The sequence below is a fragment of the Henriciella litoralis genome (assembly GCF_002088935.1).
Lineage (GTDB): Bacteria > Pseudomonadota > Alphaproteobacteria > Caulobacterales > Hyphomonadaceae > Henriciella > Henriciella litoralis.
Genome location: NZ_NCSS01000004.1, coordinates 642,033 through 655,614 on the forward strand (window position 1 = coordinate 642,033; position 13,582 = coordinate 655,614).

Genomic DNA, 13,582 nt, shown 5'->3' on the forward strand with positions numbered 1-13,582 from the left:
ACAATGAGTGTATTACGGGGCTTTTATCCAACCTTGTAGGGCTGCCAATTCGGCCCGCACCGTTTCGGGGCCTCCAAGCGCTTGCCGGTCGAAGCCAATACGTTTGAACCAGTAATGAAGACCCATCAGGTCCGTAAATCCCATTCCGCCATGCACTTCGGTGGAGGTGCGGGCGACAAAGCGATGGACTTCGCCTGTGTGTGATTTGGCATGGCAGGCGAAAATGGATGCATCCTCCGGTATCGAATCGAAGGCGTGGGCCGCATACCAGACAAGCGAGCGGCATGGCTCATGACGTGCGGCCATCTCCGCGCACATGTGCTTGACGGCCTGGAAACTGCCGATGAGCCGGCCAAACTGTTCGCGCTGGCCAGAATAATCGACAGCCTTTTCGATCATGGCCTGGCCTGCGCCAAGGCTGTCAGCAGCTAAGATCACACGGCCCGCATCGCGCAACCGGGCCGTTGTCGCGCCGTTATCGTCAATAAGCGGTTCTGCCTCTGTCTGTTCGAAACGCAATTCCCCGACACTGCGGGTGCGATCAACGGTCGTCAGCCGGATCGTCTCCAGTTTGAGGGCATCGGCTGTAACGAGGTGCAGCCGGCCGCCAGCGTCGGCTACGATGTAAGCGTCAGCTCCCTCGAAATCCAGGCAGAACAGGGCGGTTCCGCTGAGCTTCCCATCAGCAGAGGAAACGCCCGCCCCGTCGCGTGCCTCGACCGTCTCGGAAATCGCGACAGCGATACGCGCCTCGCCGTTCGCGATCTTCGGTAGCCATTGTGCTTTTTGTTCTTCGCTACCAGCCTCGCTCAGCGCGGTAGGCGCAAGTACATGACTGGCGAGAAAAGGCACTGGCGCGACCACATAGGCGAGCTGTTCGGCAACTATGGCAGCGTCGAGAAGGGTCATGCCGAGGCCGCCATGCTCTTCAGGTACCAGCATTGCGGGAATTCCCAGGTCCTGAACGGCGCCGAGCACCTTGTCGCTGAGTGGATTGTCCAGTTCGGCGCATTCGCGGACATGATCGAGTGGGCAGGTGTCCGCAAGACAACGGGCAACCGCATCACGTAACATCTGCTGGTCCTGAGATAATCCGAAATCCATTAGGCTGATCCCTGTTTGTGACGCGCTATGTCTGCGGTTGCTTTCGCCGCATCCGAAACCTTTGCGAGCTTCGGTTCGCGCGGCATTTCGAGGCCACGTTCGGCGATGATGTTTTTCTGAATCTGCGCGGTGCCGCCGCCTATTATGAGACCGAGCTGGAACATGTAGTTCCATTGCCACGCGCCTCCTTCGCGCTCTCGCGGGCTGCCATGGTAAAGCGTGCCTATCTCACCCATGGCGTCGATCGCCAGTGCTGAAATCTGGTGGGCAATCTCACAGCTTTGCAGCTTGACGATTAGCTTCGCCATGCCGCCTGACTCACCCTTGAGGCTGTTCGAAAGGATACGCATCCCATTGCATTTCATCGCTGACACCTCGGCCTGGAGCGCCAACAGCCGATCTCGCAGAACCGGATTGTCGATTGCGCGGGCTTGTCCGATACGCTCTTCCTGCATCAGGGCGATCAGTGCCTGTAGCCGGTTTTCGAGCGCGCCGGGATCACCCAGCATTCCGCGCTCATGGCCGAGGGTTGCATTCGCCACGAGCCAGCCCTGGCCCCGCGCCCCTACAATCTGGTCCACCGGAACGCGGACATCGGTGAAGAATGTCTCATTGAATTCGGCGTGGCCTGTCATCGTCTTCAAGGGACGAACCTCAATACCCGGTGTGTCCATCGAGAAGATCAGGTAGGAAATGCCGCGGTGTTTTGGTGCGTCGGGCTCGGTCCTCACGAGGCAGAAGATCATGTCGGCCTGCTTCGCCGTGCTGGTCCAGATTTTCTGGCCATTGATGACGAAATTGCCGTCTTCGACTCGCGCGTTGGTCTTGAGGCTGGCCAGGTCCGATCCGGCACCGGGTTCAGAATAGCCCTGGCACCATACGATCTCGCCTTTCAGCGTGGGTTCGATCCAGCGTTGCTTCTGCTCCTCGGTGCCGAGTTCCAGCAAAGTCGGGACGAGCATCGAGATGCCCTGGTTCGTGAGCCCGCCCGACACCCCGGCCCGTGAAAACTCCTCTGAGATGATGCGCGATTTGAGGATGTCGGGTTCCGCGCCGTAGCCGCCATACTCCGCCGGGATCGTGCGGGCAGTGTACCCGTTTTCGATCAGCAGCTTCTGCCATTGGACGGCTTCGGGTGAAGGGCGGGCTGCCCGAGTCGCAGACGGCGGCGCAAGGTGGCTATGCGCTTCGATGAAATCGCGCACCTGTTGACGGAATGTGTCGTATTCGGGGCCGTAATCGAGATCCATATCGCTTCTATTCCTCGCAGGGACGGAAAACGGGCAGACGGAAGTCGTCCCCGATTGTTTCGAATGTCAATTCCACAGGAAGGTCGAGCCTGAGGCTATCATGGTCACAATCGATCAGACGAGTGGCCATGCGTACACCCTCTTCGAGTTCAACCACCGCAGCCACGAAGGGAATGTCGGCGGCAAATGCCGGGTGCAGGGCCTGGTGGGTGATGGTCCAGGAAAAAAGCGTACCCTTGCCAGTGCTGCGCTCCCACGAAAATTCCGGTGAGCCACACTTCGCGCACATATAACGAGGTAGGTGGCGGAACGTGCCGCAGTCGCTGCAACGCTGGAAATAGAGATGGCCATCCTGGCACCGATTCCAGAATTCCTGTTCGATAGGATCCTGCGGGCGCGGTTTCGGCTTGGGCGGAGCCTTCTGCACCTTGAAGCGCATTTTAGGCGGCAGTTCGTTCTTGTCGCTCACGTAAACCTCCTGAGGATTGCGATACTCCCGTCGCCAAGGTCGCCCCAGCCGGTCACGAGGCCGGTCTGGGCATCTGCGACCTGACGCTCGCCGCAATCGTGGCGCAGCTGGCGGACCGCCTCAACAACATGGTTGAGGCCCCAGACATGCGCTTCGCTCAGCAAGCCGCCATGGGTATTGATGGGATAGCGTCCACCCAGCTCGATCTGGCCATCAGCGACGAATTCGCTCTGACCGCCGGGTTCGCAGTAACCGAGCGCTTCAAGCTGTAACAGCACGATATAAGAGAAGCAGTCGTAGATTTGCAGAAAATCCATATCCTCGCGGGTGACGCCTGCCATCTCGAATGCGCGCGGGGCGGCATAGCTGAGGCCGATCTTGAAAGGGTCGGGCCGCGAGGGGATGTCGTCGGCGGGATAGGGGTGGCCCTCAGCCGCGCCTGCGATGCTTACCGGCACATGCGGCATGTCCTTGGCCCGTTCCATGCGCGAGACAACGACCGCACAGGCACCATCGGTTTCCAGGCAGCAATCGTAGAGCCGGAAAGGCTCGGATATCCAGCGCGCCGAGTGATATGCCTCGAGATCGAATGTACGGCCATAATTGAAGGCTCTCGGATTTAGCTGCGCGTGACGGTTACATGCGAGTGCCACAGCGGCCATCGCGTCCGGCCCGACACTGTGGAGCTTGGAATGTCGCAGGGCGAGCCAGGCATACATCTGCACCGGCAGGAACACGCCATAAGGAATGTAATAGCCCTGAATGGTGTTGGTCAGAGTGTTCATGTTCATCGGCCGGGTAGGCGGGGCACCGGCCTTGGGCCTGAGTGCGGAATAGCCGTTCCAGCCCAGCGTTACGAGAACGTGGTCACAAAGTCCGCTGGCGATCGCCATCGCCGCGTTCTGGAGCGCTGTCGTCGGGCTGGCTCCACCCATGTGAACGGTAGCCGCATAGCGCAATACGTTGATACCCAGATTGGCGGCCATTTCTTCCGATGTCGTGTAGATCGGCGGCGGAACCATGCCGTCGATGTCGGATGGCTTCAGCCCGGCATCAGCGATCGCCTTGCGGGAAGCTTCGAGCATCATGTCGACCGCGGTATTTTCGGCGCCCTTGATGAATGCGGTTTCACCGACGCCCGTGATTGCGGACCTGTCACTGAAATTGAAGGTGGATGTGGCGCTCATTTTTGATGCTTGTCCTGTTGGCTGGACTGCATGTCTCCGACAAACGAGCGGGAGAATGCGACTTCCGCACCTTCGACAAGTTCACGCATCACCTCGGCTGCGGGCCGGATCGAATGGATGAGGCCAATTCCCTGGCCAGCAAAGCCAGGCATGACATCCTTGCGCTCAGCCTTGAGGCCTGAAGCCATAACCGGACCTGAAATTATCGACTGGAAAGGCATGGGCAGTGGTTCCTTGCCCGCAGCAACCCACGCATCGGCCCATTTGTTACGGATCATGCGGGCAGGCTTGCCGGTTAACGAGCGGCTTACGACGGTATCCGCGTCACCGCTTTCGGTGATTGCTTCCTTCTGAAAATGCTCGATGCCTGCTTCGTCCGTTGCGAGGAATGCGGTGCCGATCCACGCGCCTTCTGCCCCCAACATCAGCGACGCCGCGACACCGCGCCCATCTGAAATACCACCTGCACCGATCACGGGAACCCGATCACCGACCGCATCCACGACTTGCGGGATAAGCGACATGGTTCCGATAGGTGAATTGTGGCCGCCGCCGTCGTGACCTTGGGCGACGATCATGTCGATACCGGAATCGACCACCTGCTCGGCATGCTTGACCTTGCCTATCACCGCCATGACCTTGGTGCCGTTGGCGTGAAGACGGTCCATCCAGGGCGCGGGATTGCCGAGGCCCGCGGCATAGACCGGCACCTTTTCCTCAATCACCACCTCCATCTGCGCCTCGAAGAATTCTCTCGAGAATAGCTGGAGCTGGCTCTTGCCCATATCCGGCGAACCTGCGGCGCGCATCGCTGCTGCAGCATCGACTTCGGGAAGGTTCTCCCGCGCCATGAAATCGCGGGTAAACTCCTTGTATTCGTCGATTTTTGCCATCGGGTTGGCGGGCGCGTTACCGGATTGCGGCGCCGACCCCCGCCGGACCGAGGCCGGCAGAAGCGTATCCACCCCGAACGGCTTGTCGGTCATCTCGCGGGTCTGACGGATCCAGCTACGTAACTGGTCCGGCGAGCACGCCGCGGCGCCGAGGACGCCTAGCCCCCCTGCATTCGATACCGCGGCCGCGAGCGCGGGGACACTTGCCCCGCCCATTCCGGCCAGAAAGATCGGATATTCGATCTCGAGAATTTCGCATATGCGGGTTTGTAGCGGCATGTTATTTATTCTCCCGTCTTAGACATTGCGGTTCGCAAGTCTTCTAAATTTGTCCCCACCTCACTTTTTGAGAAACCAGATCAGGACTTCGTTCAGCTAAATAATTTGCCGAACCTGACACAAGGCGGGCCATGGCCTGCCGCGCCTCCTGGGCATCACCTGTGCGTACCGCTTCCAGAACGCGGCGCAGGATTCGCAACTGGACTGCGCGCTCCTGGGCGGAATAGCCGAGCGAGCGCGAAAATTCGCGGGTCAGTAAATGCAAGGTGGAGGTCAGAAGGCCGAAAAGCGGATTGCCGCTGGCCCAACCGAGCAGGTCGTGAAACCGACGGTTCAGTTCCTCGAACTGGCTTCCCGCCTCATTCCGCTCAAGCTCTTTAAGGCAATCGGCGAGTGCGCTGAGGTCGCCTGTGGTCGCGCGCTGGGCGGCATAGGCTGCAACATCCGGCGCTATGGCTTCACGCAGTTCGAGCAGACCCCTCAGGTCTGCTTCCATGAATTGCAGTATGAGAGAAAGACTATTTGCGAAATCACCGGACTGCGGGCGCGCAACCACCGGGCCCCCGCCACGGCCCAATTGAAGGTGGATTACGCCCTGAAGCTCCAGGAAACGGAGCGCTTCACGCAAGGTTGCTCTGGCGACTTCGTACCGCGCGAGCATTTCTTCTTCGCGTGGCAACCGGTCTCCCGCAACGCGTGCACCAGCTTCAATGTCGCGAACGATGTCTTGTGCGAGCGAAAGTGCACGCTTTGCCTTCTTTGCGTTGTCGGCCCTGGGCTGCATCTTTGAACCTAATGTATTATCATAATTAATCTGATGAACGGCCAAATCAAGCGTTTAGCTTCCATGGTTGTAACTAATCGTCAAGTATGTATGATAATATTTAAATGCGGCATGTTGCGGGGCCGCTAATTTGCCAGAAGGTGGCGCGCTATTTTCGCGTACGGACTGAAGGATAGAACATGAGTATAGAAACAATTGAGCTGAACACGGCCGAAAAAATCGCGACCATTCCGATGGAGCAAATCGATGTTTCACGGCCGAGCCTTTTTCAGAAAGATACAATTGGCCTGTTTTTCGACCGATTGCGCAGAGAGGATCCAGTCCACTACTGTCCTGAGAGCAAAGTCGGGCCATATTGGTCGGTTACCAAGTTCGACGACATCATGGCCGTTGACACCAATCACAAAGTCTTCTCGTCGGAAGCGAAGCTCGGCGGAATTGCCATTCAGGACATGCATGCGGGGGAAGGTGCGCTTGAGCTTGAAATGTTCATCGCCATGGATCCGCCCAAGCACGATCAGCAACGCAAGGCCGTTAACTCCGCAGTCGCGCCGTCAAACTTGCAGTTGCTCGAGCCGACAATCCGTGAGCGTGCGTGCAAGATACTTGATGATCTTCCGGTTGGTGAGGAAATCGACTGGGTTAATAAAGTCTCGGTCGAGTTGACCACAATGACCCTTGCGACCTTGTTCGACTTCCCTTGGGAAGAGCGGCGCAAACTCACTCGCTGGTCCGACATCGCAACGGCCGCGCCTGAAACTGGCATCGTCGAATCTTATGAGGCAAGGCGCGAAGAACTGATTGAATGCGCGATGTATTTCAAAGGGCTCTGGGATCAGCGTATTAACCAAGCCCCCAAGAACGACCTCATATCCATGATGGCGCATTCTCCGGCGACGCGGGACATGCCCTTCCTAGAGTTTCTGGGCAACTTGCTGCTGCTTATTGTGGGCGGCAACGACACTACGCGGAACTCGATCAGCGGCGGCGTGCTCGCCCTTAATCAGAACCCTGAAGAATATCGCAAGCTGAATGAGGATCCGTCGCTGATCACCAGCATGGTGCCAGAGATTATCCGCTGGCAGACACCGTTGACTCATATGCGCAGGACTGCGCTCCAGGATTACGAGATTGGCGGAAAGCTGATCAAAAAAGGTGATAAAGTGGTGATGTGGTATCTGTCGGGCAACCGGGATGAGTCTGTCATCGAGAATGCTGACCAGTTCATAATCGACCGAAAGAACCCGCGTCACCACCTGTCATTCGGCTATGGCATCCATCGTTGCATGGGCAACAGGCTCGCGGAATTGCAGCTGCGGATCATATGGGAAGAGATCCACAAGCGTTTTGCAAAAGTCGAAGTGACCGGCGAGCCCGAGCGTCTGTTTTCGAACCTTGTGCGAGGCATCACGAAACTGCCAGTGCGGCTGCATGCTCGCTGATTGGCTAAACAAAGAAGGCAGAGCTCATGATGGTCAAAGTGACACCCGCCTCCAACAGAGAGGCGCGAAAGCAGGTCGAGTCCTGAAGACTTGCCGGGGACATTGGGTAGTATTGTCGCCACATACACCAAACTTCCGTCGACACCGCGAAGACGCTTTAGAATTTGCATGTCCTTGCGAAGCAATCAAGAAACTGGCCGGGGAGCATCGTCGCCCAATCTTGATCGGTGAGTTCAGCATAGTTCGCGTAGAGATGCCGACTAATTTCGCACCGGGGACGGCACGTTCTTGCTGCAAACGCCCTCAAGAGAGCTAGGGGCAAAGGCAAGCTATTGCGCGACTGGAAAGGCTGCCCCACGAGCGCATTAAGTAAAATATGGCGAGCGACCGTGAGCAGACTTACCTCTAGACGATCCGCTCACTTTATGGACTGCATTCCGTCGACGGCACGAACGTTGATGATACTAGCCCCCACTCTGCTCGAGCTCTAAAGTGACGAACAAAAGTGCGAACCCATCCGCCGACTGCTGTACGCTTAATCTGGCGCGCGGCGATATTGCAAATTTGCACCACCCGCCGACGATTTTATGGCGTGGCCAAAACGACTGTTCCATCCCAAGCACAATGTATTATAATATACAGTATGCATTAGATATAAGGAGGAAACGAGGTGCACTATTTTAACCAATTGTCGAAGACTACGATTTCGACATCTTTAGCGGTATTGCTGTTTGCCGCCGGTGCTCAGGCGCAAGATGAAGTGGACGAGCAAGGCGCTTCTACGTCCGGGGCGGAAAGCGCGGAGAGCACACGTCGATTGGGCGCAGTCACAGTTACAGCGCAAAAGCGCGAGCAGAGCTTGCAGGATGTGCCAATTGTCGTGACCGCCTTGTCCGGAGAGCTTCTCAGCGATGCCGGCGTTCAGGATATCAAGGACCTCACGGTTGTGACGCCGGGCCTGCTTGTAACTTCTTCGTCAAAGCAAGCAAATACTACGGCGCGGATTCGTGGCATTGGCACGGTTGGTGACAATCCCGGTCTCGAAAGCTCCGTAGGTGTTGTAATCGACGGGGTTCCGCGCGCCAGGAACGGCGTTTCCTTCGGCGATCTCGGCGAGATCGAGCGAATCGAAGTACTGAAGGGTCCGCAGGGAACCTTGTTTGGTAAGTCTACCTCCGCGGGCGTTATCAATGTCATCACGAAGAAACCGTCTGACGAGTTAGAGTCGATCTTCGAGGTCGGGATCGGCAACGAAGGTTTCCTTCGCACGTCTGCAGAAGTCACCGGACCGCTTTCTAAGACGGTGAGCGGTCGCCTGTTCGGAGTATACGAAGAGCGCGGCGGTCTTTTGGACGTAAAGACCGGTAACGGTCCACGTACCGAGGACGAAACGAGTCAGTATGACTTCTACTCCGTTCGAGGTCAGCTTCGTTTTGAGCCCTCCAGCGACCTCGAGATTCTTCTCTCTGCTGACTATACTGATCGGGAAGAAGATTGTTGCATGGGTGACTATATCGCGGTGGACCCGGCCAGGGGCCCGCTGATCACGCTGCTGGCTGGCGGTGACGGGGCCTCTGCTTTTCCGATCGATCCGTTCGACCGCGTCGCCTTTGCGAACCGCGACGCCACGCAGACGACCGAGGACTGGGGTGTGTCAGCGAATATCGAGTGGCAGTCCGGCCTCGGTGAATTGACGTCAATCACATCCTATCGCGATTGGGAAAACGGCTCGGGTCAGGATACAGATTTTAGTGCCGCCGATCTTTGGTATCGAGATGACGAAACGTCCAGGGACGCTTTTGCCACATTCAGCCAAGAGTTACGACTCGCGGGCGCGACCGATAACGTCGACTGGCAGGTGGGTGTGTTTTACGCGAATGAAACTCTTGATCGTACAGATTTCATTACTTACGGCAATGATTACTTTTTCTACTTTCAACAATTGCTGCTCGGTGCGAGTGGTGGTGCGTTTGATCTGTCTTCGCTGCCAGGTAATATCTATACGGGCGAGGCAAATGCAACCGCAGACGTTTATGAACAAACTGCGGATACATACGCCATCTTCACGAACAATACGTTCAGCTTGAGCGATCAGTTCGACCTCACGGTCGGTCTTCGTTATACGATTGATGAGAAGACGCTGGAGTCCAATTTTAATGGCGAAGCGGGTAGCTGTACCACAGCCTTGGCCGTATTTGGCCCTACAGGTGGATTGACACCAACGCTTTGCTTGCCTTGGACAAACGACAACTTTGTGGGTGTGAGCGCCACGCAGGATCGCTCTGACGAGGATTTATCAGGTACAGTAAAGGGGGCATATCGGGTCAGTGAGAATCTGATGTCATACGCGTCCTATTCGCGCGGTTACAAGGCCGGTGGTTTCAACCTTGACCGCAGCCAGTTTGGTCCCTCAGATCCCACGCCATTTCAGCCCAACCTGGATACCAGCTTTGATCCCGAAACTGTTGATGCGTATGAGGTCGGCTTTAAGACCAACAATGCGGCAAATAGCTTGTTCTTCAACGGCGCGATTTTCTATCAGGAGTATAGCGACTTTCAGCTCAACACGTTTACCGGTACGAGCTTCATCGTGACATCTGTTCCCGGTGTGATTTCCAAGGGTGCTGAGTTCGATGTCCGGTACCTGCCTGAACAGCTTGAAGGGCTGACACTGCAGGGCGGTCTTGTCTATGCGGAAACCCAGTATGATGATTTCGAAGCGGTAGACTTTTTCGCGCCGCCGCGCTTGCCGGGAAGCACAATTTCATTTGCGCCCCGTTGGTCGGGTACGTTGGCCGCAACCTATGAAACCTCGTTCATCAGCGACTGGGATGCGCGCTTCAATGTATCGAGCCGGTTCACTTCAAAGTATAATTCAGGTTCGAACCTCGATCCGCTCAAGGAGGTTGAAGAGCTGGTTGTGGTAAATGCAAGAATGTCATTCTACAGTGACAACTCTCCCTTCGAGTTGGAACTGTGGGCGCAGAACCTGTTTGATGAGGACTATTACGAACTTGCTTTCGATACGCCGCTTCAAGGTACCGCTGCTACTCAAACAGAACCGGGAAGCGCGGTTGGTGCATTCCTCTCGCCACCCTTGACCTTCGGCGCAACCGCCCGTGTCCGATTCTAGAGGGTCGTGAGGCTGTATCGGCTTAACTTGCCTTGAGTTGGCCAAGCATGATAGCCAGCCTCATCGACCTGCAGGAATACGAAACTCAAACTGTTGCTTGCGGAGTGATTGCTCGATGTCGCAGCACTCCGCAGGCCATACCTGCAGCATTTTTCCTCGCTGAAGTCACGCACTGTCAGCCTGACGTGGAGAGGCACCGGCCTGCGAACGAGGTTTCATTCGGACGGCTTCAGCTCCCTATTCGCAATCATACTGGTTGCTGAGCCGATGATATTGACAAGGCCGTTGTGCCAGCCTCCCGGAAGAGGTGTCAGGAATTCAGATTCCAGTAAACATCGCCCCTGCACCTGACGCAATGATGAGTTCTTGGTGTATGCCAAGTTCGAGGTTTAATCTGCGACGTAGTCGGCTGCTGGCGCCACCTCTTCCGCGCGTTGATTTCTGCACGTCCAACATCAGACGATTCCGCTGGCGCGATCTCGGTCGGGGCGATCCGTTATGAACACGCAAATAAGCGCATGCCGCTATGATCGCGACCAGCTAATCGCCTCCTTTTGGGAATCGAAAACTCTGCGCAAGTGTCGTGCAACCTTACCAATGAGAGAACTCAACTTTATAGGAAAAATTTAATGAGCCTGGTCACCCGCGACCTGATGGACAGCTGCAGGGAAGAATCTATTTGCAATATTTGTATGCTACCCTAACAAATATCTCCTGCAGTGTTTACGGGGGTCGGGCGGCTTGAGTGATCACACCATGTACCTTCACACCCAAGGGTTGAAGCTGGCGCATAGTTCTATTGGCGATCCTGCAGCACCTGCGGTCGTCTTTGCCAACGGTGGAGGACAAACGCGTCACGCTTGGAAAGCCGCTGCAGAAGCAGTTGCACTGGAGGGGCATCGCTCAATCGCCATGGATCTTCCCGGACACGGCGATAGCGATTGGGCCGCCGACGGAGATTACTCGCTGGAAGCCATTGCCAGGGACTTGATGGGCATCGCCGAGCAACTGGCGCCAAGGGGAATTCGGCCACACGTTGCAGGGGCCTCACTTGGCGGGCTTGCGGCTACTGTCGCGGCTGGCAGGCTTTCCCGTGACGCATTTATGTCGGTCACTCTCTTCGACATAGGGCCGAATATGGATGCTGTCGGCGTTACAAAAGTAGTCGGCTTCATGGGCGCCCACATCGAGAACGGTATCGAGTCACTTGAACAAGCCGCAGATCTCTTCGCAATTTATCTTCCGCACCGCCCCCGCCCAAAAGATCTGAACGGCTTGCGAAAGAATTTGCGTCAGGACAGTAAGAGGCGCTGGCGTTTGGACCCAGCCTTCATCAAAGATGTTATGCGACGTCGCGCAGTTGCGCGAACGGGCGACATCAAGCAAGCCATTCAAAATATCTGTGTGCTGCTTAATCTAATACGCGGCCACATGAGTGAGCTTGTATCAGAAGAATCTGTCACCACTTTCCGCGCGCTGGCACCTGATGCACATTGCACCGATGTCGCTGGAGCGGGTCACATGGTGACTGGAGACCGCAATGACATCTTCACTGATGCAATTGCCACCGTTCTACGTCAATTGCACGAGGCCCCCACATGAGCACCCCATCTTTAGCACTTCGGGACATACAGTTTGCGCTTGAAGCAGCGCCCTTTCATCGATGGCTTGGTATCAAGGCAATCAGCGCAGACGAAGATGCGCTCAGACTCGAGATGCCTTGGCGAGATGAAGTTGTCTCGAACCCACGCGCGCAATCTGCGCATGGCGGCATTCTCGCATCGCTTATTGACCTGACAGGCTTCTACGCTTTGCTCGCCTCGGGAAACGCGCCCGCAGCCACGGCTGACTTGCGTGTGGACTACCACAAGGCTGCGACACCCAGCACGCTTTCAGTGACGGGCAAAGTCATCCGTCTTGGTTCAACAATATCGGTGGCTGAAGCCACGATTAGAAATTCAGGCGGTGTGCTTCTTTCAAGCGGACGCGGTGCGTACCACATGGCACGCCGAATGACATAATGCGGTTTCTGCTGCTAAGCTAACTGGCCGTGGGCTGGCAGCACATTAGCACCCCTGACCTTTAGCATAAGAAGGGCTACCCAATGTGACGGAAAGTTGTCAAGTAAGAGCCGCGGCCTTGTCGACTGGCCTATACGGCTGACCGACTCTACTTCTAATAAGTGCTCGGATTTTGAACTGTCCTAGCCGCCGCCTATGAAATATGAAGTTGTCCATTCTAAACATTAGACTTGACCGGGTGTAAGTAGTCCGGGTTTGATGTCGGTCTTCCCGCGAATTTCCCGAATTAGGAAGCCTGCAATTGAGAGGAAGCGCTATTCAACTGAGCAGGTCTTCTCGGCCCTGAAGCAAGCCGATATGGGGATGCGTGTAGCGGACCTGACTTGCCAGATGGGGATCACACAGCAGAGCTATTACACATGGAAGAAGACGTTTAGCGGACTCGGGTCTGAATAAATCCGGGAACTGAAACAGCACCTCCACGACAACGCTCGGTTGAAGAAGTTCATCGCCGAACTCAAACTCGACAAGACGGTCCTTCAGGATGTTTTTTCCAAGAAAGTTTCCCGGTCAGGCCAGCGCAACCGCTGTCTGCTGTCGAGGCCTGACGCAGCATTTCCCCAATAGTTTTGGTGAGACCCAACGCATCATCAAAGCCTGGCGCATCGACTTAAAAACTGCCGGCTTTACACAGCGCTTGTCAGACATACTTAGCGGACCTAATCCACTCACCATGCAGACCTCGACCTGAGGTGGTCCTGTTTTTACTGCACAGTCTTCCGGCCTTGCTAAGGTATATCCCTTGCAGTTAATCAGGCCGCTTTTCTGAATGCGATTTCCTCTCCGTATGCCTCATCGGGCGTGGCCTTGCCAAGGGCCGAGTGTGGCCGCTCGCAATCGTAGAAGTGCATCCAGTCGTCGATGATGCGCTAGGCAGCGAAGCCGTCGGCAATGTCCTGAAGGTAGACCGCTTCATATTTGAGCGACCGTCAGAGACGTTCGATGAAGATGTTGTCCATG

12 protein-coding genes are annotated in these 13,582 nt (G+C 56.2%); 5 read left to right on the forward strand and 7 right to left on the reverse strand.

Going from position 1 to position 13,582, the window contains the following annotated elements; all coding sequences use genetic code 11:
* Positions 1 to 12: 12 nt before the first annotated feature.
* From B8783_RS03140 to B8783_RS03165, 6 genes are read right to left on the reverse strand one after another with little or no spacing between them, the layout of a single operon-like run.
* A complete protein-coding gene (locus B8783_RS03140; RefSeq protein WP_084418298.1) occupies positions 13 to 1,104 on the reverse strand; it encodes an acyl-CoA dehydrogenase family protein in 1,092 nt (363 codons plus the stop codon).
* On the reverse strand, positions 1,104 to 2,354 hold the full coding sequence (locus tag B8783_RS03145; RefSeq protein WP_084418299.1) for an acyl-CoA dehydrogenase family protein: 1,251 nt from the start codon (positions 2,352 to 2,354) through the stop codon (positions 1,104 to 1,106). The genes B8783_RS03140 and B8783_RS03145 overlap by 1 nt, the downstream gene beginning before the upstream one ends.
* A 7-nt stretch (positions 2,355 to 2,361) precedes the next feature.
* Positions 2,362 to 2,823, reverse strand: coding sequence for a Zn-ribbon domain-containing OB-fold protein (locus B8783_RS03150; protein WP_084418300.1), 462 nt, complete (start codon positions 2,821 to 2,823; stop codon positions 2,362 to 2,364).
* On the reverse strand, positions 2,820 to 4,010 hold the full coding sequence (locus B8783_RS03155) for a thiolase C-terminal domain-containing protein (RefSeq protein WP_084418301.1): 1,191 nt from the start codon (positions 4,008 to 4,010) through the stop codon (positions 2,820 to 2,822). Before B8783_RS03155 ends, B8783_RS03150 begins: the two co-directional genes overlap by 4 nt.
* Positions 4,007 to 5,182, reverse strand: a complete 1,176-nt coding sequence (locus B8783_RS03160) for an NAD(P)H-dependent flavin oxidoreductase (RefSeq protein ID WP_084418302.1) — start codon at positions 5,180 to 5,182, stop codon at positions 4,007 to 4,009. The genes B8783_RS03155 and B8783_RS03160 overlap by 4 nt, the downstream gene beginning before the upstream one ends.
* A 43-nt stretch (positions 5,183 to 5,225) precedes the next feature.
* The gene (locus tag B8783_RS03165) at positions 5,226 to 5,966 is read right to left on the reverse strand and encodes a FadR/GntR family transcriptional regulator (protein ID WP_084418303.1); all 741 of its coding nucleotides are present in this window, start codon (positions 5,964 to 5,966) and stop codon (positions 5,226 to 5,228) included.
* 179 nt (positions 5,967 to 6,145) lie between these two features.
* Between B8783_RS03165 and B8783_RS03170 the strand changes: the two genes are divergently transcribed.
* From B8783_RS03170 to B8783_RS18825, 5 genes are all read left to right on the forward strand, one after another.
* Positions 6,146 to 7,408 (forward strand): cytochrome P450, encoded by a 1,263-nt coding sequence (locus B8783_RS03170; RefSeq protein ID WP_084418304.1) that lies wholly within the window; start codon positions 6,146 to 6,148, stop codon positions 7,406 to 7,408.
* Positions 7,409 to 8,078: 670 nt separating this feature from the next.
* On the forward strand, positions 8,079 to 10,541 hold the full coding sequence (locus B8783_RS03175) for a TonB-dependent receptor (RefSeq protein ID WP_084418305.1): 2,463 nt from the start codon (positions 8,079 to 8,081) through the stop codon (positions 10,539 to 10,541).
* 741 nt (positions 10,542 to 11,282) lie between these two features.
* Positions 11,283 to 12,143 carry an alpha/beta fold hydrolase gene (locus B8783_RS03180; protein WP_233355656.1) on the forward strand — a complete coding sequence of 287 codons (861 nt, stop codon included), beginning with the start codon at positions 11,283 to 11,285 and terminating at the stop codon, positions 12,141 to 12,143.
* A complete protein-coding gene (locus B8783_RS03185; RefSeq protein ID WP_084418307.1) occupies positions 12,140 to 12,562 on the forward strand; it encodes a PaaI family thioesterase in 423 nt (140 codons plus the stop codon). Before B8783_RS03180 ends, B8783_RS03185 begins: the two co-directional genes overlap by 4 nt.
* 258 nt (positions 12,563 to 12,820) lie before the next feature.
* Entirely contained in the window at positions 12,821 to 13,018 is a 198-nt protein-coding gene (locus B8783_RS18825; protein WP_084418308.1) for a transposase, read from the forward strand.
* Positions 13,019 to 13,374: 356 nt separating this feature from the next.
* Here the strand turns inward: B8783_RS18825 and B8783_RS18830 are convergent, their stop codons facing one another.
* On the reverse strand, positions 13,375 to 13,488 hold the full coding sequence (locus B8783_RS18830) for an integrase core domain-containing protein (protein ID WP_139792163.1): 114 nt from the start codon (positions 13,486 to 13,488) through the stop codon (positions 13,375 to 13,377).
* Between the last annotated feature and the right edge of the window lie 94 nt (positions 13,489 to 13,582).

Excerpts from the sequence above, each read along its gene's own strand:
- B8783_RS03160 (WP_084418302.1), bottom strand. The coding sequence starts at position 5,182 with ATGCCGCTACAAACCCGCATATGCGAAATTCTCGAGATCGAATATCCG.
- B8783_RS03170 (WP_084418304.1), top strand. The coding sequence starts at position 6,146 with ATGAGTATAGAAACAATTGAGCTGAACACGGCCGAAAAAATCGCGACC.
- B8783_RS03145 (WP_084418299.1), bottom strand. The coding sequence starts at position 2,354 with ATGGATCTCGATTACGGCCCCGAATACGACACATTCCGTCAACAGGTG.
- B8783_RS03155 (WP_084418301.1), bottom strand. The coding sequence starts at position 4,010 with ATGAGCGCCACATCCACCTTCAATTTCAGTGACAGGTCCGCAATCACG.
- B8783_RS03140 (WP_084418298.1), bottom strand. The coding sequence starts at position 1,104 with ATGGATTTCGGATTATCTCAGGACCAGCAGATGTTACGTGATGCGGTT.
- B8783_RS03165 (WP_084418303.1), bottom strand. The coding sequence starts at position 5,966 with ATGCAGCCCAGGGCCGACAACGCAAAGAAGGCAAAGCGTGCACTTTCG.
- B8783_RS03185 (WP_084418307.1), top strand. The coding sequence starts at position 12,140 with ATGAGCACCCCATCTTTAGCACTTCGGGACATACAGTTTGCGCTTGAA.
- B8783_RS18825 (WP_084418308.1), top strand. The coding sequence starts at position 12,821 with ATGTCGGTCTTCCCGCGAATTTCCCGAATTAGGAAGCCTGCAATTGAG.